Consider the following 17,630-nt stretch of genomic DNA (forward strand, 5'->3'; position numbering starts at 1 on the left):
GAAGCACGCTCTGCCGTGCTGCAAGACCACAGGACGCCGCCCAGGGCTTGGGCGGCGTCCTGTTTTTTTATGGGGCACAATCAGTTTTTGTAACATGGCGGAAACCTGGCGCTGGTTCAATGGCATTCCAATCTGCCAACTGAACCCACACCATGTCAGCCATTGATTCCCTTGCTGCCCTGCTCAAAGCCGTCGACCCCCTGAGTCCGGCCATGATCATCAGTGATGTTGCCGACCAACTGCTGCAACCTGCCTACAAGGCTTTCCTTTCCCTGCCCATAGTGGATGACCAGCAACGTCCGTTGGGCCTGATCAGCCGTTATCGCCTGCAGGACATTTTCATGCAGCGCTTCGGTCGCGATCTCTGGGGCAAGCGCTCGGTGACCGAGGCGGTCAACACCGATTCGCTGGTCATCGCCATCAACACGCCACTGGACGAGGCTGCGCGCATCGTTACCGCGCAGTTGCAGTACCCGATTACCGAAGACTTTATTATGGTTGACGAGGCCGGCCACTATCAGGGGCTGGGCACCGTACTGGACCTGCTCAAGGCCATGGAACTGCGTATTGACCAGCGCAACCGCGCCCTCAATCGCGCCCTGCGCGAACTGAAGAACTCCCAGGCGCATCTGATCCAGTCCGAGAAAATGGCCTCGCTGGGTCAGATGGTTGCGGGTGTTGCGCACGAACTGAACACCCCCCTGGGCTACGTGAAGAACAACGTGCAACTGCTACGCGACCTGGTGCAGCCACTGTTGGAACTGGCTGACGCTCAGGCGCAGCTGAGTGCCTGCCTGAATGATCCGGACACCCCTGCCGAGACGGTTGAAGCGCACTTCGTCCGGGTCCAGGACGCCACCGCGATGGCATCGCCCGCCACTTTTGAGGAAGACTTCACCCCCCTGATGGACGACACCCTGTATGGTCTTGAGCAGATCGGCGAACTGGCTGTGAGCCTCAAGGACTTTGCGCGCCTGGATCGCAGCATGAGTGAAGATATCGACCTGAACGACTGTGTCCGCAATGCTCTGGTGATTGCCCGCAACACCCTGAAGGACAAGGCCAAGGTGATTACCCGCCTGGGTGAACTGCCGACCATCACCTGCACGCCCTCACAGATCAACCAGGTGCTGCTCAACATGCTCACCAACGCGGCTCAGGCGATCCAGGGTAGCGGGCAGATTCTGGTGAAAAGCTGGGCTGACGAGCAGCACGCTTACCTGTCGATTCAGGATAACGGTCAGGGCATCCCCAAAGCCGTGCAACAGCGCATTTTCGATCCCTTCTTCACGACCAAGGCCGTTGGTGAGGGTACCGGTCTGGGGCTGGCCATCAGTTACAAGATCATTCAGGAGCACGGCGGCACTATCCGCTTCGCCTCGGAGCCGGGGCGCGGCACACGCTTTGATATCAGCCTGCCGCTCAACCAAAGCCAGTCATTGCAACGGAGTGCCTAAATGTCCCCTGCCCATAGCGTGCGCATCCTCTTTGTCGATGATGAAGAACGCATTCTGCGAAGTCTGTCGATGCAGTTTCGGCGCCAGTACCAGGTCATAACCGAATCCAATCCCGAGCGGGTCATGGCCCGGCTGCAAGACGAACCCGTGGATATCATCGTCAGCGACCAGCGCATGCCACAGATGAGCGGCAGTCAGCTTCTTGAGCAGGTACAGGAACGCTATCCCAACAGTCTGCGCATCCTGTTGACCGGCTACTCCGATCTGGATGCGGCTGTCGAGGCCCTCAACAATGGCGGTATTTTCCGCTACCTGACCAAGCCCTGGGACCAGCAGGCCATGGCCGATACGCTGGCACAAGCGGCGCAGATTGTGCTGCACCGCCGGCGCTTTGCCAAAGGCCCGGTTGCAGTGCCCAGCGCCATCAGCAAGCCCAAGCCAATGCGCCTGCTGTTGATTGATGACGACCCGGAGAATCAACGACTGAGTAGCGAAATCTGCCAGCAGATGGGCGTACAGCTGCAGACGGCCCTGACCCTGGACGCCGCTTTAGCGCGCTTGAACGAGGAGGAAATCGACATCCTGCTCACCGACATCCGCCTGGGCAAGGATGACTTGCGACCCTTGTTGATGACCCTGGCACAAGCGCATCCGCAATTACTGAGTATCGTCATCACGCCGTTTCAGGATACCGAGCTGCTGCTCAAGCTGATCAACCAGGCGCAGATTTTCCGCTATCTGCCCAAACCGATTCGCCGAGGCATGCTTGAGCGAGCCATCAGGACAGCCGTAACCCGCGTTGAGGAAGCCCGGCAACAACCTGCCGCACCGGTCCTGCAGCAGGCCGAAGTGCCCCGTGCTGCCGAGGAGCAACGGGGCGTCAGCAACTTCATGGGCATGCTCGGACGCCTGCGCCAACGCCTCAGCGCCTGAGCAGGCGCGCGTGTCTGCTGCTCAACGCTGCAGCGGGTTATCCGGACGGCGGCGGAACCAGCCAACCAGACTGGCCCGCTCGCGCTGGGCGGGCAGCACCTCATGCAGGATGCTGTCACTCATGAACACTGCCAAGGTGCCCGCGAGAGGCGCCACATCCAGGGTTCGACCCGGCAAGTGCAAACGCAACTCGCCGCCATCTCCCGGCTGCCAATCGGCATTCAGATAGGCCACCACCGACACCATGCGCAGCGGATTGCCCTTGAATCGGTCCAGGTGCTTGCGATAACCGGCCCCCGGCGGGTACAGGGCGTAGTGGGTCTCAAAATTGTCCAGACCGAGAAACAGACTGCGATTCAGGCTGCAGCGCAAACCTTCCATGATGGTCAGATAAGCCGCGTTGGCGGCGCAGGGCGGACAGTCGTCAAGCCAGCGCGTGTAGTCACCGCGAATGGTCGGCATCACCAGCGCCTCTCCTGCCTGACCGATGGCCGCCGGGGTCAGGTCATCATTGCACCACAGGGCCCGACAAACTGCGGCAAGACTGCTCGCCAGCTCCCTCGGCAGGGCGTCAGCTTGAATTGACCAGCCCTGCAGCGCCAGATCATCAGACACACGCACAAAGCATTCACCCAGCGCCGCAGGGAACTCGGTCATGATAAAAGACTCAGAAGAAGGACGAAAAGACGGCCTGACCAGGCCACGCGCCATTGTATCCTCTGCACAGCGCCGAACAAGCCCCATCCCAATACATTTGCCCACGAGAAACCATGCGCCTGACTCCGCTTCATCTGATGATCATGACCTTACTCTCCAGCCTGATGCTGCTGAGCCTGAACGCACGTGCCAGCACCGATCTCTATGACCTGTCGGGCATGTCGATCCACCAGAGCCACTTTCAGCTTGCCCTGGCTGCCGCACAGCAACGCTATGCCCAACAGCTTCCGCGTTCCGTGCACGAAAGCCTGGTACGCCAGAGCAACCAGCGATTTGCCGCCGAGGGCATGCACAATCGTGCCCGTACGCGTTTGGCCGTGGCTCTGGATGACAACGCTCAACGAGATGCCGTGGCGTTTTTCAATACCCCCCTCGGCCGCAAGGTGGTTCAGGCTGAAACCAGGGCAACCGCACCGGCTTCAATTGCCGCGATACAGCGTGGCCTGCCCGCGCAACCCCTTAGCCCGGAGCGTCAGCAGCTGATTGAGCAATTGAGCCGCAGCCTGCCGGCGCTTGAACTGGGCGTGGAAGTGTCGATGGCGCTGGCCAATCTGGCCACACAGAGTGCCAATGACCTGCTCGGTGGTCTTTTCCAGGTCCCAGGGGAGTTGATGAGCGGCAATCGTGACGCCCTGCGCAACCAGATGCAGTCGAATCTACCCAACACCCTGGCGCATGTGTATCGTGATTTGAGTGACAGCGAGCTACGCGCCTATCTGGATTGGAGTCAGTCAAGCCAGGGTAGCACCACACTGCGCGCGATGGAGCTGGCCGCCCGAGATGCTCTCAACCCCTGAGAAAGCGGGTTATTGCTCAGATGATAAGGGGTCAGCGCAGTCGTTCAGCCAGCCAGTCCAGATAAGCCTTGCGATAGACCTGAACCTCATTGGCCAGGTGATGGCGCGCCTGCGGTAAATAGAACACCTGCGGATCACTGAATTTCTGCTGAAGCACGTTGATGTTGTGCTGCCAATCCACCGTTCGGTCCATCTGCCCCTGCACAATCAGGGGCCGATGCGTGCTGCCCGGTGCTTGCTCGATACGCGGAATCCATCGCTCCAGGGCCTGCACCCAGGCCACTGACAGAACCAGCGGCTGCAGGGGATCCTCTCTGCGAATGAAATCGAGAAAGGCCTGATCGCTGGAGTTGGCGGTATAACGCCGGCCCAGCTGCTGTACAAAGCCGCCAAGCAACTTGAGCCCAAGCTGTGACACCGCCCACTGACGAGGTCGGATCAGCGGCGCCATGAGAATGGTCTGGCCCAACTCTTCGGGTAGCGGCCCGTGTAGCAGCTTGTCGATAATTATCGCCCCGCCAGTGCTTTGCCCAAGCAGATGCCAGGGTGCCGGCAACGCCCAACTGGCCGCCCGTAACAACACCTCGTCCAGAACCCGCTGATAACTGAGAAAACAATCAATACTCGCCCGCGCCCCGCTGGACAGACCGTGTCCGGGCAAATCGAAAGCCATAACTGCCAACCCCTGCGCCAGCGCCCAGCCGATCAAATGCTGGTACAGGCCCATATGGTCGTAATAGCCGTGCAATATGATCAGACTGCCACGGGCATCAGGAGGCAACCAGACCTGGACCGCTACGCTGTATTCATCGACCTGAACCAGGCCCAGATGCTGGTCAGCCTGGGCACTGAAGTCAATGCCGTAAAACGCTGCATAGCGTTGAGCATCATCATCCATGGTCAATCCTGGCTGCAGCTCGGGCAAGCGCTCTACCAGCAAATCAAAAAAAGCCTGATCCATTCAGATTCCAAAGTTCGGTGGCTCGAATAGATCGAGACGGACAAACGGAGCATCAGAATTCCATGCTTTGAACATGATTTGCAACCGATCATCGTGTAATATGCTGCGTCTCCAAATTCCACGTCCTGCCAGAAGTGCGCAGGTTGTCTGCAGAGTGAGGGTTTTCCATGACTGAACGCGTCCAAGTTGGCAGCCTGCAAGTTGCCAAGGTTCTCCACGATTTCATCAACCAACAGGCCATCCCCGGCACCGGGGTCGATGCTGCCGCCTTCTGGGCTGGATTTGAAACCCTTCTGAATGACCTGGCACCGAAAAACAAGGCCTTGCTGGCCAAGCGCGATGCCCTGCAGGCGCAAATCGATGCCTGGCATCAGGCGCGTGCCGGTCAGGCGCACAACGCTGTCGAGTATAAAGCCTTCCTGCAGGACATCGGCTATCTGTTGCCTGAGCCGGCCGACTTCAAAATCACGACCGAAAACGTCGATGAGGAAATTGCCGTCCTCGCTGGTCCGCAGCTGGTCGTGCCGGTGATGAACGCGCGTTTCGCACTGAACGCCGCCAACGCCCGCTGGGGTTCCCTGTATGATGCCCTGTATGGCACTGATGCCATCTCTGAAGAAGGCGGCGCCACCAAGGGCCCGGGGTACAACGAAATCCGTGGCAACAAGGTCATCGCTTTCGCCCGCGCCTTCCTCGACCAGGCCGCTCCGCTGGCCAACGGCTCGCATGTTGACGCCACGGCCTACCAGATCCAGGATGGCCAACTGTCGGTAAGCCTCAGCAACGGCAGCCGCTCCGGCCTGCAGAACCCGGCTCAGTTTGTCGGCTACACCGGCAACATCAGCCAGCCTGAGGGCCTGCTGCTCAAGCACAATGGCCTGCACTTCGAGATCCAGATCGATCCAAGCAGCAATGTCGGCCAAACCGATGCCGCTGGCGTCAAGGACATCCTTATGGAGTCCGCCCTGACCACCATCATGGACTGCGAAGACTCGGTTGCCGCGGTCGATGCTGATGACAAGGTAGTCGTCTACAGCAACTGGCTTGGTCTGATGAAGGGCGATCTGGCTGAAAGCGTCAACAAGGGCGGCAGCACCTTTACCCGCACCATGAATCCTGATCGCGAGTACACCCGGCCTGATGGCTCGACGCTGACCCTGCACGGTCGCTCCATGCTGTTTGTGCGTAACGTCGGCCACCTGATGACCAACGAAGCCATCCTCGATGGCGCCGGCAATGAAATGCCCGAAGGTATCCTGGATGGCGTCATCACCAGCTTGATCGCTATCCACAACCTGAACGGCAACAACAGCCGCAAGAACACACGCTGTGGCTCGGTATATATCGTCAAGCCGAAGATGCACGGGCCGGAAGAGGTTGCCTTCACCACTGAAATCTTTGGTCGCGTGGAAGACCTGCTGGGCCTGAAGCGCAATACCCTCAAGGTCGGCATCATGGATGAAGAACGCCGCACCACGGTCAACCTCAAGGCCTGCATCAAGGCGGCCAGTGAGCGCGTGGTGTTTATCAACACCGGCTTCCTGGATCGCACTGGCGACGAAATCCATACCTCCATGGAAGCCGGCGCCTTCATTCGCAAGGGCGATATCAAGGGCGCCAAGTGGATCAGCGCCTACGAGAACAGCAACGTCGATATCGGCCTGGCCGCAGGTCTGAAAGGTCGTGCGCAGATCGGCAAAGGCATGTGGGCCATGCCGGATCTGATGGCCGCCATGCTCGAACAGAAAATTGCCCATCCCATGGCCGGCGCCAATACCGCGTGGGTACCCTCGCCAACCGCAGCTACCCTGCATGCCTTGCACTACCACCAGGTCAATGTGGCCGAGCGCCAGGCCGAGCTTGCCAAGCGCGCACCGGCCTCGGTCGATGATATCCTGAGCATTCCGCTGGCGCCTGAGACCAACTGGACTGCCGAGCAGATTCAACAGGAGCTGGACAACAATGCCCAGGGCATTCTCGGCTACGTGGTGCGCTGGATTGACCAGGGTGTTGGTTGCTCCAAGGTACCGGACATCAACGACATTGGCCTGATGGAAGACCGCGCCACACTGCGCATCTCCAGCCAGCACATCGCCAACTGGCTGCGCCATGGCATCTGCAGCGAAGCTCAGGTCATGGAAACCATGAAGCGCATGGCGCCTATTGTTGACCGCCAGAACGCCAGTGATCCGGCCTACAAGCCGATGGCACCGAACTTTGACGACAGCATCGCGTTCCAGGCCGCCGTTGAGTTGTGCATCGAAGGGTGCAAGCAGCCGAACGGTTACACCGAACCGGTTCTGCACCGCCGTCGCCGCGAGTTCAAGGCCCGTTACGAACGCTGATCGTATCTGATGACCGGACATCACCGGCCATCAACAGCCCCGACCTTGTGTCGGGGCTTTTTTTTGCCCTGCAGACAGGGTCGCTGAATGACAAAAACGTGACGCTGGCCGCAGGTTGCGCCCGGGTGCTTTTGCTATAGTGCCGCCGAACAAGAATCAATGAAGCCTTTCAGCATGCATATCACACTGTACCGACGCCCCGGATTCATGGCCCGACAGATGGCCCTGGATGTTCTCATTGATGGCGAGCGCGCCGCGCGGCTGGATGAGCGCCAGACCCTGGAGATGGTGCTGCCTGATCAACCGGTGAACCTGCAGTTGCAACTGCCAAAAACCGATATCTGCAGCAAGGCCATTACCCTTAAACCAGGCCGAAACAGCCAGCAGCTCGAGTGCGGCACGCCTTTGTGGGTATTGTTTGATGTATTGAGCATCGGCTACCTGCAACCCTTCAGACAGCATGTGCTTTTTGTTCAGCCCTGTGCACCAGAGGCCTGAAATCTCAAGTGCTGCGCACCCTAGTCCGAGCTGCTAAGGTAAACAGACCCCTGCAGCGCACCCACTCGCCATGAGGCCTCAATGAAGACGTTGATCAACATCATGAACCAGCTAAATGACATGGACTGGAGCTGGTGGCCCCTGTTGCGCTGTCGTCCGGCCAAAGATCAGCCTATCAACACCCTGGTCGTGCTGAAGATGACCCCGGTGTTCGGCACGCTGACGGGGGTCCTGGTGGCGCTGGCCGGGCAGTTCGACACGCCTGGGAGCCTGCTCGCCAGTCTGGCCTTTGGCTGGGCCAGTTTTTTTCTGCTGTTTCGCATCAGCTTTGCAGCCGCCTGGAACCACCGCGCGGAAGCACTCCGCTTAACCCGGTCTGAACCTGACACCCCCCCGGACCAAGACTGACATCATGTATATCGGTGCACTTGCAGATTTGACCGGCGTAACCCGCAAGGCAATCAAACACTATGAAGCCATGGGACTCCTCCCCGCCCCCCAACGCAAAGGGCGTTATCGCATCTATACCCAGGCTGATGCCGACCTGATCTGCCTGATCAAACGCGCTCGCGAATTGGGCTTCAGTCTGCGCGACATGGCGGCCCTGATTACCACCACAGCCAGCCAGGGCAGCTTGCCCATGACGCTGATGACCGCGTTGATCGCCACCAAGCGCAGTCAGCTTCAGGCCGACATACGTCATGCCCAACGACTGGACAGGCAACTGGCGGCCTTGCAACAGGAAGTGATCTGTCATCCAGGTCTGAGCTGCCACGAACCGACTTGACTTGAACCCTAGGGGGCAGCTTTATGCTGTCAACAAGTCTTTCACAGTCACAGGTAACCGCCCATGGGCAAACGTATTCTGGTCTTGCTTGGCCACCCCAACCGAGACAGCTTGAACGCCGCACTGGCTAAAGCCTATGCCGAGGCCGCCACCAAGGCGGGACACGACGTGCGCTTTATTGCCCTCGGCGACCTTGTATTCGACCCGATACTGCACCTGGGCTACCGCGGCAGCCAGGCGCTGGAACCGGATCTTGAGACCGCCCAGGATGCCATCCGCTGGGCCAACCATCTGGTGTTTGCCTACCCGATCTGGTGGGGCGCCATGCCAGCGCTGCTCAAGGGCTTCCTTGACCGGACATTTCTGCCCGGCTTTGCCTTTCGCTACCGCAACAACTCGATTCTCTGGGACCGCCTGCTGACCGGACGCTCTGCTCAGTTACTGGTGTGCATGGATACCCCGCCCTGGTACTACCGCTGGGTATACCGCATGCCCGCGCACAACCAGATGCGTCGCACCATTCTGGAATTCAGCGGCATCAAACCGGTGAACATTGCCGAGTTCGGCCCGGTACGCGGATCAAGCGACAAGCAACGTGGAATCTGGCTGGAAAAGGCCCGGCAACTCGGCCAGCGGGCTTGATCAGAGTGGACGCTGCAGCCAGTCACGCAGCAGTGCGGTTACCACCTGCGGCTGTTCAAGAGGCAACAGATGCCCGGCACCGTCAATCACCGCCAGTTGCGCACAGGGTATCGCCTCGACCATCTCCTGCATCAAGGCTCTGGGTACCAGCGGATCCTGGGCACCACAGATCAGCAGGGTTGGGCAGCGGATAGTGGGCAACAGTTCGCGACTGTCGACTCGCTCGAGTATGGCCTGCTGCTGACGTACAAAGGCTGCAGCGCCAACGCGCTCAGCCATGGCCAGAAAGACTGACGAGGGCTGCGGGTCCTGCACATGCTCGGGATGCAGCAACTGCGTCAGCATCAAGGGCGCAACGGCGGCAAAACGCCCGGTCTGCGCCAACCGTTGCAAACGCCGACGGCGCTCAGTCTGTTCCTGGCTATCAGCCCGGGCATGGGTTGCCAGCAACGCCAGCCGCACAACCCGGCCAGGCGCCTGCCTGAGTATCTCCAGCGCCAGGTAACCGCCCATGGACAAACCCGCCAGAGCAAACTGTTCAGGTGCCTGTCGCAGAATGGCCGCCGCCATCATCGGCAACGTGTCTGCATCGCCCAAGTCAGCCACATGCGGTATGGCCACATCGGCAAGGTGGGCCACCTGATGCGCCCACAAGGCATCATCACAGAGCAGGCCAGGCAGCAGAATCAAGGGGACAGTAGCAGCCGACATGGCTGGGATCCTTGCGTAAAAGGGGTTAAAGTCAACACAGGCTTTGCTCGATAATAATCACATGCCGGCATCGGCACCAGACAGGCGCAGCCAGCTCACCAGACTGAACCACGGAAGGATATACCCTGCATGCCTTACACCCTCATAGCTGGACGCCGCCACTTTCCCCTATCCTTGTCGCGCCTGCTGCCGTCTCTTTTTCTGTTTCTGTTGCTGCTGACGTACGGCACCCACCCCCAAGCCGCCACACAGGATATGCCCCGTGATGCTTTCAGCGCCTGGCTCAGCCATTACTACCTGCAACCTGAGCCCGAGCGGATCGCGCCCATGCTGCGGCAGGCTGCAGAGGCAGGGGTTTTCAGCGAGCCGAACAAATCAGGCCCAGCCCTTTTCGGTTTTATCGCCGGGGTATCCAGCCACCATCCCGGCCTGGCAGAACGTCTGATTGATGACCTTGCGACACTGGACGAGACGACCTTTGGCCTGGTTCTGATTGGCATCTGGTACGCCAATCTCCCGGACAACGAGTCAACATCACTGGTGGCGGCGGGCCTGAACCAACACCCTGCTTTAGTGCAGGCCTACCCCTTTATCACCAGCGAACCCCTGAGTTTGCTCGAAGTCCCCGCTGAGCGAGGCCCCTGGTTGCTGGATGCGCTGTGGGGTTATTTCTTTGCCACCGGCAGTAGTCAGCCGGTGGCCAACATCATTGACACCCTGCCCTGGCTGGATGCCAGCAAGAAAGATGAAGTCCTGGCCATGGGTGGTGCTGGACTGATGTTGATGGCCACCAGCGGCGCTGCACGCTGGTCACTCACCGCCAACGCCCGCCAGCACCCACAGGTTCGCCAAATTTGTGAAGATCAGCTGGCCCGGCATGAGGGTCTGATTGCCGAACAATTGCAGCAGATACTCAACCAGGCAGACCAGCCCAGCGAGCAGCAATGACCCGTTTAAAGCCTGCATCAGCACTTGCATTCCATTTAAATCGAACGCATAAATCCGGTTGCACTGAGGGCTACGCCACAATAAAGGAGCGGTTATGGAACAACTGAAACACTCGGGTCTGGGCATTGCTGCCTTTATCACCAGCCTTGCCTCTGCAGTACTGATTTTCATCCTGATCATCCTCGCCGGCGCCATTGAGCTCAGCACCCCCGGCGGTATTGATGAAAACTCGGTTGGCGCCATGGTTATTGGTTTGCTTCTGTTCGCCTTTCTGGGTGCTGCGCTGCTATCACTCGGCCTGGGCATAGGCGCGCTCTTTCAGCGCGATCGGAAAAAAGTCTTCGCCATCCTCGGCACTGTATTTGCCAGCGTGACTATCCTGGGCACCTTGTTCGTCTTACTCCTCGGAATGGCGATGGAATAAGCGGGAACCGGGCTTGCCCCCTGCAGAGCGCGCCAGCCCAACACATACACCCAGAGACATGAACCATGGACATTATCCTTACCGCCGTCATCAGCATCCTTGCCACACTGGCCCTGAGCTTTCTGGCCGTCAGAGGCCGGCTTGCCCAGGCCGCAAGGACACAGGCGGAGCACCAGAACAATACCCATGCGCTGGAGCGGCAGATTCACACCAACGAAGCGGGCTTTCTGCAAGCCAAGAACCAGATGGAAATCCAGCACCATGAACAACTGAAACTGGCGCGCGAGCAGTATTTGCAGGAAGGTATCGAGGCCGGGAAGTCACTGCGCGAAAAAGACCATCAGATTGAAATCACCAATCTGCGCTCCGAGCTGCGCGAACAATGCGTACGCGATTGCCAGCAGGCTGAAGAGAATGGCAAGCGACTGGCACGGGCGGAACTTGAATCACAGACCAAAGCCTTCAGCGTCAGAATTCAGCCCTATGTGCGCATTGAGAAAACCACCGGCATACTCTGGAACGCCAACAAGTCTGTCATCGGTTACCAGTATCAATTGCTGGTCAATGGTATCCCGGCATTTCAGCCGCATATCGTTATCGAGAAAACCGAAAGCCTCAAGGAAGTCAATCAGGACATCCTCGACAAACTGGCTCAAAGCGCGTCTGTGATTGCCGACAAGGCCATTTCAACCTACCTGGGCAATGCCACCGGCAGCATGCTGCAACGCGGTTCAGCCATCGTTCGCGAAGAAGTAATCAAACGCTGAGACAGAATCACCAGCGTCCTGTTGAATGTCAGCGCAACCAGCTCGGATTGCGCTGACACCTGAGCTGGAAAGCGCTGACAGCTGTTTCGCAAGGGTCAATGCAAGCCCAAATCAACCTAATGCCGTCAACCCTGTCACGCTTTGGCCATCCAACCCCCCTGTGCAGATGACGCCACTTGGTCCACTGTGCTATTAAACCTGTCAGATGATTTACAAGGACAGGAAGTCAATCTATGGCACGCCCTACTTCTCCAGCAGCAATACGCAAGGAAATTGTGCTGACTCAGATCGCCGGCCTACCTGGCACCTTGTGCCTGATTCTGGCGCTGTACGGCCTGTTTATTGCCAACGGCAACGCCTTTCACCCACTGCTGAATGAACCGCTGATGCTCTACGGCCTGCTGCTTGCCGGCATAGTCATTGAAGCCTGCTGCATTATAAGGACCATCAGCATGGGCCGCAGGCTGCGGAATATGAATACAGCCAACCACTGAGCACCTATTGCAAAGATGATCAACCCGTACCTGCTTTCATTGCCGCCCAGTTCCTGCCACTCAGCCCACCCTTTGCCACTACCGACTCAGTCGCCAACGGTTACTGAATCATGATGGCTGCGCTGATGCAGCCATTCAGGCTACTGGTCATCGCCGCGGCACTGGTTCTTATGATTGTCGGTCTCGGTTATCTGATGCTCAGCCCGGACCGCAAGTACCGTGAGACCCCCGTTGAGCTCACGCTCGGATCCGAGCAACTGATCGATTTCAAGGTTACCCAAGCCTGCAGCCATGAAATCGGTTTGGGATTTCGCAGCCTGGATGGCGATCAGGCAAGGATCGACAATGTCTTTGGCAATGGCTTCAACAATATCAATCTACCTGCACGTTATCGCCTTACCCTGCACAATCTGGACGGAGAAAGGCTTTTTCATCAGCGGGTGATTGGCGGGCCCGACCTACCCATGCGCTACGGCCCGGACCCGATCAAGTTCATTGCCGGTACCGTTTTCCTGCCAGAAGGACACTATACCCTGAGCCTGAATGTGGATGAGTTGTATTCCCGTTTTGAAGGTCTGGAGGTCTTTGTCTTTGCCCAGCACCTTCCCAAGATCCGCTGTGGCAACATGAACGATCCGAGCTGAACAAGTATTTCTACAAAGCAAGACCTGGCTCACAGATACAGCCTTGTCGGCTGTGGCGGCAAAAAGGCATCATTGAGCCTATTAATTCATTGTCCCTGACAGCAGAATGCAGGGCCCCCTCAGAATCAACACGAGAGCCGCAACATGGGACTTGCCTGGTATATTGCCGCCGAAACGGATGTGGACGGTCTGGATATCTTTTGCAATGGCAAATCGATTGCCCATGCCGACGAGGCTCGTCTGGAGTCACTGTGCCTGGAGCTCGGCGTGCGTCCACTGATGGACTTCTTCAGTGTTGATCCGGTCGAGACCGCCATGCTGCTGGAAGCCTATCTGGGTGAGGATGCCGATGAACCTCTGGATACTCCGGATGAAGAATGGTTCCACCCCGAAGAAGGCCTAAAGACCGTAAAAGCCCTGCGTGAATACCTGTCAGCGCATCCCAATGAGCTGGAAGGACAACAGGCGGTTCTGGATGACCTGAAAGAATATCAGCACATCCTCGAAGTATTGCAGCGTAACCAGGTGCGTTGGCATATGGCGGTTGATATCTGACGCTGGCGCCTTTCTCCGGCATGATTTTCTTAGTCAGCCAGACACATTTCAACTAGACTCACTAATGGCACTTTGCTTTAGTGCGGCTTTGCTTCTCAGCACAGCCGCTGCAAATCACACCCTATGCACGAGGCCGATGTGTACTCACCCTCTCCCAAGGTGATGGATCTGCTACTGGATGCCATCTGCGTTGTCGATGCAGAGGGCAACTTTGTCTATGTCAGCGCAGCCTGTGAACGTATCTTTGGCTATACCCGCGACGAGTTGGTCGGTCGCTCGATGCTTGAGCTCATTTACCCTGACGATCTGGAGGCCACCCTCAAGACTGCCCATGAAGTCATGCAGGGACGGCAGAAGAATCATTTCGAGAACCGCTATGTGCGCAAGGATGGTCAACTGGCATACATCATGTGGTCGGCCAGCTGGTCGGAAGAAGAGCAACTGCGCGTGGCCGTGGCCCATGACATCACCGAGCGCAAGCATACCGAGGCCATGCAGGCTGCGGTCTACGCCATTTCAGAGGCCGCCAACCGCTCCGAGCACCTCAGCGCCCTGTTTCAGCAGATTCACAGGATCATTGCCGACCTGCTACCCGTCAGCCTGTTCGCCATTGCCCTGCGTGACGACCAGGACGGCGAGCTGATGTTCCCCTACTATGTCGACCAGGACGGCCAGGATGGCGAGTCTGAGCGCATTGAAACCAGGCGTTTGTGCACTGATGTCATTGCGCACTCAGAGCCGCTGCTGCTGACACCCGACTCCTTACCCGAGGTGCGCCGCCAGCTTCTCGGGGACAACCCCGATCCGGGAAACTGGCTGGCGGTCCCCTTGAGCAGCAAGGAGGGCAGCTTTGGCGCGCTGGTGATTCATGGCAGCTCGGCACTATTGCGCTATAACAACAAAAACAAGGAATTACTGCACTTCGTTTCTACCCAGATTGCCTCGGCGATAATGCGCATGCAAATGCAGTCGCGTCTGCAGTATCTCTCGCACCATGATCAACTGACCGGCCTGCCCAATCGTGTCCTGCTGTATGACCGTCTTGAGCAGGCATTGCTGCGCGCGCAACGTACGCGCAGCCATTTTGCCCTGCTGTACATGGATCTGGACAAGTTCAAGGAGGTCAATGATGCCTTCGGCCACCCGATCGGCGACCGCTTGCTACAGGCCGTCGCCGAGCGCCTGAAGACCTGCACTCGCGATGCCGATACCGTGGCGCGCATCGGTGGCGACGAGTTCATCATTCTGCTGGAGCAGATACAGCAGGCTGGCCATGCGTCGACCATCGCGGAGAAGGTGCGCATGACCATGAACAGTCCATTCTTGCTCGACGGACTGGAACTGGAGATGATCCCCAGCATTGGCATTGCCCTCTTTCCCGATCACGGCGAAGCCCAGGACGCACTCATGCAGGCGGCGGACAAGGCGATGTATCAGGCCAAACGCCGTGGTGGCAACCAGTCAGCACTGGCCGCAGACCCCGACACAAAGACCTGACGTCACCCTTTGGCCTTCTCCAGTGGTTCCAGGGTCTTCCATAGCGCGTCCGCCTCAGCAGTCAGCATCGAATAGCTGCGAATATCGCCATTGCGCTGCGCCTGCATGGCCTGTTCCAGCTTGGCGTTATACTCCTTGCGCATTTTCTTGACCGGATCGGTCTTGAACAATCCAAACATGCTTGCCCCCATTGGTCAGCTCAATATTGGTCAGCTATAACTGATGCATCAAGCTTACGCCAAGCTGGCCGGGTTAGCGGCCTGCCTTGTGTAACAAAGCACGTAGTCACCGGCCCAGGCAAAAGGGAGATTGAGCGTGGACAAGAGAGCCTTTGTGTTCAAGGAACTGGACGACAAAATCAGCGTTTTTGACAAGGAGTCCACCCGGCATAAGCAGATGTACCGGCGCATGCGCTATGGCATCTTTGTCCTGACTGCCTTGTCTACCCTGCTGGCGGCCCTGTCGATCAGCTTTCCCGAGTCCAATCTGGGCATCAGCCTGGGCATTGTCGCGGTATCCGCACTGATTGGCCTGATCACCTCGCTCGAGGGCCTGCACAACCCGGCTGACCTCTGGGTCCATGAACGCAGCATCCTCTACGCCTTGATCGACCTGAAACGTGAAGCGCTGTTTCGGCTCGGCGAAGACAACGTCACCCACGACATAGAAGCGGTATTCGAGCAAATGCAACGCATTCTGGGTCATTCCGCCGAAAACTGGCATCAACAGATTGCCAATCCGGACAAACCAGCAACAGGCACTACTTGATCCGCTGGCGCCAGACATCGCATTATCTGCGACTGACACTGAAAGGAACTCATTGCCGATGCCTCGCCTGCGCTCCCGCTGCCCACACTGCCTGACCCGCACCCTGACCGAAGTGCCCTTCCAGGACCAGCACGTATTCCAGTGCACCACGTGCCAGGGCCTGTGGTTTGAAGATGGCGAACTGAATGACTTGATCAGCGGTTTTGATCCGGATATCCAGGAACACTGCCACGTCAGCCATCTAGGCAAACGCCTGGGCACGGGCCAGCGGCAATGCCGCCATTGCGATATCGCCATGGAACACCACTACCTGCTCGCCGATTACGAGGTTGAAATCGACCGTTGCACGGGTTGTGATGGGGTATGGATCGACCATGCCGAAGTGGATCAGGTACTGCACTCACCGCGCATCATCGAGGCCATGAAAAGTCTCAATAAAGGCATCAACTGGCGCTCCTGGCTATTCCAGTTCCTGACCCAGATGCCGGTGGAATACAACGTTGCCAGTCATCGAACGCCCTGGGTGACCTATACGATGATTGTGCTCTGCAGCCTGGTATTTGTGCTTGGCCTGGTTAGCCCAGGTACAGAGCAATGGCTGCTCAACACCTATGCCGTGCAGACCGACACGGTTGGCACCCCGAGCATGCTGCTGCAACTGCTCAGCTACCAGTTCCTGCACGGCGGCTGGCTGCACCTGATCGGCAACATGTATTTTCTGTGGATCATCGGCGACAACATCGAGGACGTGCTGGGCCACTGGCGCTTCCTGGCGTTGTATCTGCTGGCCGGCGCTGTTGCGGCGCTGGCCGAGCTGACCTGGTTTCATCTGCTCGGCGGCGAACGCCTGTTGCTGGTCGGCGCAAGCGGTTCAATAGCCGCGCTTTTTGGCCTTTATCTGATGTGGTTCCGTTATTCCAGCCTGACCTTCATGATCCTGGTATTCCAGAAGAAGCTGGCTCCGCACTGGTATTTTCTCATCTGGTGCGGCCTGAACCTCTTCGGCATGTTTTCTGGCCAGGGCGGCGTAGCCTTTATGGCTCACCTGGCCGGCTTTGCCTTCGGTCTGCTTCTGGGCCGCAAGCTGAAAACGCTTATAGAACGTGACAACCCGCTGGTCCGGCTGCTCAACGCACCCGAGGCGCGCCTGCGTCGCTAAGGCTCTGCACATACAAAGCCTCGACCTTCTCGCGCGCCCAGGCGGTCTTGCGCAGAAAGGTCAGGCTGGACTTGATACTCGGCTGATCGGTAAAGCAGCGGATCGGAATACGCCGACCCAGCTCCGGCCAACCATAGCGTTCAACCAGATCGGTCAGCAGTGCCTGCAAGGTCACACCATGCAGTGGATCAGGCATCCGACTTGCCCCCAGTAGCCTCGGACTCGTCGCGCTTGACGCGGATTTTGCTGCCGGCCACGTCCAGCCCGTTCAACGCCTTGATAGCGCTCTTGGCATCGTCATGTCTGGGCATCTCGACAAAACCGAAGCCCTTGGAACCGCCGGTTACCTTGTCCATCACCAGGGTGCAGGCGCTCACCAGCCCGTGCCCTTCAAACAGGGTACGCAGCTCGGCTTCAGTGGTGCTACGCGACAGATTGCGAATCAGGATTTTCATTTTTTCAGCCTTGTAAAGTCAGACACAGAGTATACCCGCTGCAGAGCGGTGCAGGCAGCCTCGCTGCAGGG

General features: G+C 58.2%; 23 protein-coding genes. 17 read left to right on the forward strand and 6 right to left on the reverse strand.

The window, feature by feature from the left end; genetic code table 11:
* Positions 1–152 precede the first annotated feature (152 nt).
* Complete coding sequence (locus AC27HQ_RS01560) at positions 153–1,457, forward strand: ATP-binding protein (protein WP_487154054.1); 1,305 nt, start codon at positions 153–155, stop codon at positions 1,455–1,457.
* Positions 1,458–2,390 carry a response regulator gene (locus AC27HQ_RS01565; RefSeq protein WP_487154055.1) on the forward strand — a complete coding sequence of 311 codons (933 nt, stop codon included), beginning with the start codon at positions 1,458–1,460 and terminating at the stop codon, positions 2,388–2,390. It begins immediately after the preceding gene.
* Between the two features lie 21 nt (positions 2,391–2,411).
* Here AC27HQ_RS01565 and AC27HQ_RS01570 read toward each other — a convergent pair whose 3' ends face one another.
* The gene (locus AC27HQ_RS01570) at positions 2,412–3,047 is read right to left on the reverse strand and encodes a 2OG-Fe(II) oxygenase (RefSeq protein WP_487154056.1); all 636 of its coding nucleotides are present in this window, start codon (positions 3,045–3,047) and stop codon (positions 2,412–2,414) included.
* A 113-nt stretch (positions 3,048–3,160) separates the two neighbouring features.
* Between AC27HQ_RS01570 and AC27HQ_RS01575 the strand changes: the two genes are divergently transcribed.
* Positions 3,161–3,904, forward strand: a complete 744-nt coding sequence (locus AC27HQ_RS01575) for a DUF2059 domain-containing protein (RefSeq protein WP_487154057.1) — start codon at positions 3,161–3,163, stop codon at positions 3,902–3,904.
* A gap of 31 nt (positions 3,905–3,935) precedes the next feature.
* On the opposite strand, the gene bipL is transcribed toward AC27HQ_RS01575, so the two are convergent.
* Positions 3,936–4,865, reverse strand: coding sequence for a phospholipase BipL (gene bipL / locus AC27HQ_RS01580; RefSeq protein WP_487154058.1), 930 nt, complete (start codon positions 4,863–4,865; stop codon positions 3,936–3,938).
* Between the two features lie 167 nt (positions 4,866–5,032).
* Between bipL and AC27HQ_RS01585 the strand changes: the two genes are divergently transcribed.
* The 5 genes from AC27HQ_RS01585 (at position 5,033) to AC27HQ_RS01605 (ending at position 9,137) form a co-directional block, all read left to right on the forward strand.
* Entirely contained in the window at positions 5,033–7,210 is a 2,178-nt protein-coding gene (locus tag AC27HQ_RS01585) for a malate synthase G (RefSeq protein ID WP_487154059.1), read from the forward strand.
* A gap of 174 nt (positions 7,211–7,384) precedes the next feature.
* Positions 7,385–7,708 carry a hypothetical protein gene (locus tag AC27HQ_RS01590; protein WP_487154060.1) on the forward strand — a complete coding sequence of 108 codons (324 nt, stop codon included), beginning with the start codon at positions 7,385–7,387 and terminating at the stop codon, positions 7,706–7,708.
* 81 nt (positions 7,709–7,789) lie between these two features.
* Positions 7,790–8,116: a hypothetical protein gene (locus tag AC27HQ_RS01595; protein WP_487154061.1), complete on the forward strand. Its 327-nt coding sequence runs from the start codon at positions 7,790–7,792 to the stop codon at positions 8,114–8,116.
* Positions 8,117–8,120: 4 nt separating this feature from the next.
* Positions 8,121–8,495, forward strand: coding sequence for a MerR family transcriptional regulator (locus AC27HQ_RS01600; protein WP_487154062.1), 375 nt, complete (start codon positions 8,121–8,123; stop codon positions 8,493–8,495).
* Positions 8,496–8,558: 63 nt separating this feature from the next.
* The gene (locus AC27HQ_RS01605) at positions 8,559–9,137 is read left to right on the forward strand and encodes an NAD(P)H-dependent oxidoreductase (protein ID WP_487154063.1); all 579 of its coding nucleotides are present in this window, start codon (positions 8,559–8,561) and stop codon (positions 9,135–9,137) included.
* Here the strand turns inward: AC27HQ_RS01605 and AC27HQ_RS01610 are convergent, their stop codons facing one another.
* Complete coding sequence (locus AC27HQ_RS01610) at positions 9,138–9,848, reverse strand: alpha/beta fold hydrolase (RefSeq protein WP_487154064.1); 711 nt, start codon at positions 9,846–9,848, stop codon at positions 9,138–9,140.
* Between the two features lie 129 nt (positions 9,849–9,977).
* Here AC27HQ_RS01610 and AC27HQ_RS01615 point away from each other — a divergent pair, with 129 nt between their 5' ends.
* The 7 genes from AC27HQ_RS01615 to AC27HQ_RS01645 all read left to right on the forward strand — a co-directional run bounded on the left by AC27HQ_RS01615 (position 9,978) and on the right by AC27HQ_RS01645 (position 15,177).
* Positions 9,978–10,796, forward strand: coding sequence for a hypothetical protein (locus tag AC27HQ_RS01615; RefSeq protein WP_487154065.1), 819 nt, complete (start codon positions 9,978–9,980; stop codon positions 10,794–10,796).
* 94 nt (positions 10,797–10,890) lie between these two features.
* A complete protein-coding gene (locus AC27HQ_RS01620; RefSeq protein ID WP_487154066.1) occupies positions 10,891–11,220 on the forward strand; it encodes a hypothetical protein in 330 nt (109 codons plus the stop codon).
* A gap of 65 nt (positions 11,221–11,285) precedes the next feature.
* Positions 11,286–11,987 carry a hypothetical protein gene (locus AC27HQ_RS01625; protein ID WP_487154067.1) on the forward strand — a complete coding sequence of 234 codons (702 nt, stop codon included), beginning with the start codon at positions 11,286–11,288 and terminating at the stop codon, positions 11,985–11,987.
* A 233-nt stretch (positions 11,988–12,220) separates the two neighbouring features.
* Positions 12,221–12,481 carry a hypothetical protein gene (locus AC27HQ_RS01630; protein ID WP_487154068.1) on the forward strand — a complete coding sequence of 87 codons (261 nt, stop codon included), beginning with the start codon at positions 12,221–12,223 and terminating at the stop codon, positions 12,479–12,481.
* Positions 12,482–12,606: 125 nt separating this feature from the next.
* Positions 12,607–13,125: a hypothetical protein gene (locus AC27HQ_RS01635; protein WP_487154069.1), complete on the forward strand. Its 519-nt coding sequence runs from the start codon at positions 12,607–12,609 to the stop codon at positions 13,123–13,125.
* Between the two features lie 144 nt (positions 13,126–13,269).
* A complete protein-coding gene (locus AC27HQ_RS01640; RefSeq protein WP_487154070.1) occupies positions 13,270–13,680 on the forward strand; it encodes a hypothetical protein in 411 nt (136 codons plus the stop codon).
* A gap of 162 nt (positions 13,681–13,842) precedes the next feature.
* Positions 13,843–15,177 (forward strand): sensor domain-containing protein, encoded by a 1,335-nt coding sequence (locus AC27HQ_RS01645; protein ID WP_487154195.1) that lies wholly within the window; start codon positions 13,843–13,845, stop codon positions 15,175–15,177.
* A gap of 2 nt (positions 15,178–15,179) precedes the next feature.
* On the opposite strand, the gene AC27HQ_RS01650 is transcribed toward AC27HQ_RS01645, so the two are convergent.
* Positions 15,180–15,356, reverse strand: coding sequence for a DUF6435 family protein (locus AC27HQ_RS01650; RefSeq protein ID WP_487154071.1), 177 nt, complete (start codon positions 15,354–15,356; stop codon positions 15,180–15,182).
* Between the two features lie 136 nt (positions 15,357–15,492).
* On the opposite strand from AC27HQ_RS01650, the gene AC27HQ_RS01655 reads away from it, so the two are divergent.
* Positions 15,493–15,945: a DUF4231 domain-containing protein gene (locus tag AC27HQ_RS01655; protein WP_487154072.1), complete on the forward strand. Its 453-nt coding sequence runs from the start codon at positions 15,493–15,495 to the stop codon at positions 15,943–15,945.
* Positions 15,946–16,003: 58 nt separating this feature from the next.
* Complete coding sequence (locus AC27HQ_RS01660; protein WP_487154073.1) at positions 16,004–17,104, forward strand: rhomboid family intramembrane serine protease; 1,101 nt, start codon at positions 16,004–16,006, stop codon at positions 17,102–17,104.
* Here the strand turns inward: AC27HQ_RS01660 and AC27HQ_RS01665 are convergent.
* Together AC27HQ_RS01665 and AC27HQ_RS01670 are read right to left on the reverse strand one after the other, a co-directional pair.
* Positions 17,073–17,300: a VF530 family protein gene (locus AC27HQ_RS01665; protein ID WP_487154074.1), complete on the reverse strand. Its 228-nt coding sequence runs from the start codon at positions 17,298–17,300 to the stop codon at positions 17,073–17,075. The genes AC27HQ_RS01660 and AC27HQ_RS01665 overlap by 32 nt on opposite strands.
* On the reverse strand, positions 17,293–17,559 hold the full coding sequence (locus AC27HQ_RS01670) for an RNA recognition motif domain-containing protein (RefSeq protein ID WP_487154075.1): 267 nt from the start codon (positions 17,557–17,559) through the stop codon (positions 17,293–17,295). Before AC27HQ_RS01670 ends, AC27HQ_RS01665 begins: the two co-directional genes overlap by 8 nt.
* Between the last annotated feature and the right edge of the window lie 71 nt (positions 17,560–17,630).

It is taken from the genome of Halopseudomonas sp. 4NH20-0008 (assembly GCF_057548395.1).

What these genes read in the sequence shown, in the direction of transcription:
- AC27HQ_RS01635 (WP_487154069.1), top strand. Translation starts at nt 12,607, where the DNA reads ATGCAGCCATTCAGGCTACTGGTCATCGCCGCGGCACTGGTTCTTATG.
- AC27HQ_RS01630 (WP_487154068.1), top strand. Translation starts at nt 12,221, where the DNA reads ATGGCACGCCCTACTTCTCCAGCAGCAATACGCAAGGAAATTGTGCTG.
- AC27HQ_RS01560 (WP_487154054.1), top strand. Translation starts at nt 153, where the DNA reads ATGTCAGCCATTGATTCCCTTGCTGCCCTGCTCAAAGCCGTCGACCCC.
- AC27HQ_RS01625 (WP_487154067.1), top strand. Translation starts at nt 11,286, where the DNA reads ATGGACATTATCCTTACCGCCGTCATCAGCATCCTTGCCACACTGGCC.
- AC27HQ_RS01585 (WP_487154059.1), top strand. Translation starts at nt 5,033, where the DNA reads ATGACTGAACGCGTCCAAGTTGGCAGCCTGCAAGTTGCCAAGGTTCTC.
- AC27HQ_RS01645 (WP_487154195.1), top strand. Translation starts at nt 13,843, where the DNA reads ATGGATCTGCTACTGGATGCCATCTGCGTTGTCGATGCAGAGGGCAAC.
- AC27HQ_RS01660 (WP_487154073.1), top strand. Translation starts at nt 16,004, where the DNA reads ATGCCTCGCCTGCGCTCCCGCTGCCCACACTGCCTGACCCGCACCCTG.
- AC27HQ_RS01670 (WP_487154075.1), bottom strand. Translation starts at nt 17,559, where the DNA reads ATGAAAATCCTGATTCGCAATCTGTCGCGTAGCACCACTGAAGCCGAG.
- AC27HQ_RS01600 (WP_487154062.1), top strand. Translation starts at nt 8,121, where the DNA reads ATGTATATCGGTGCACTTGCAGATTTGACCGGCGTAACCCGCAAGGCA.
- AC27HQ_RS01570 (WP_487154056.1), bottom strand. Translation starts at nt 3,047, where the DNA reads ATGACCGAGTTCCCTGCGGCGCTGGGTGAATGCTTTGTGCGTGTGTCT.
- AC27HQ_RS01640 (WP_487154070.1), top strand. Translation starts at nt 13,270, where the DNA reads ATGGGACTTGCCTGGTATATTGCCGCCGAAACGGATGTGGACGGTCTG.
- AC27HQ_RS01620 (WP_487154066.1), top strand. Translation starts at nt 10,891, where the DNA reads ATGGAACAACTGAAACACTCGGGTCTGGGCATTGCTGCCTTTATCACC.
- AC27HQ_RS01610 (WP_487154064.1), bottom strand. Translation starts at nt 9,848, where the DNA reads ATGTCGGCTGCTACTGTCCCCTTGATTCTGCTGCCTGGCCTGCTCTGT.
- AC27HQ_RS01590 (WP_487154060.1), top strand. Translation starts at nt 7,385, where the DNA reads ATGCATATCACACTGTACCGACGCCCCGGATTCATGGCCCGACAGATG.
- AC27HQ_RS01595 (WP_487154061.1), top strand. Translation starts at nt 7,790, where the DNA reads ATGAAGACGTTGATCAACATCATGAACCAGCTAAATGACATGGACTGG.
- AC27HQ_RS01575 (WP_487154057.1), top strand. Translation starts at nt 3,161, where the DNA reads ATGCGCCTGACTCCGCTTCATCTGATGATCATGACCTTACTCTCCAGC.
- AC27HQ_RS01565 (WP_487154055.1), top strand. Translation starts at nt 1,458, where the DNA reads ATGTCCCCTGCCCATAGCGTGCGCATCCTCTTTGTCGATGATGAAGAA.
- AC27HQ_RS01615 (WP_487154065.1), top strand. Translation starts at nt 9,978, where the DNA reads ATGCCTTACACCCTCATAGCTGGACGCCGCCACTTTCCCCTATCCTTG.
- AC27HQ_RS01665 (WP_487154074.1), bottom strand. Translation starts at nt 17,300, where the DNA reads ATGCCTGATCCACTGCATGGTGTGACCTTGCAGGCACTGCTGACCGAT.
- bipL (WP_487154058.1), bottom strand. Translation starts at nt 4,865, where the DNA reads ATGGATCAGGCTTTTTTTGATTTGCTGGTAGAGCGCTTGCCCGAGCTG.
- AC27HQ_RS01650 (WP_487154071.1), bottom strand. Translation starts at nt 15,356, where the DNA reads ATGTTTGGATTGTTCAAGACCGATCCGGTCAAGAAAATGCGCAAGGAG.
- AC27HQ_RS01605 (WP_487154063.1), top strand. Translation starts at nt 8,559, where the DNA reads ATGGGCAAACGTATTCTGGTCTTGCTTGGCCACCCCAACCGAGACAGC.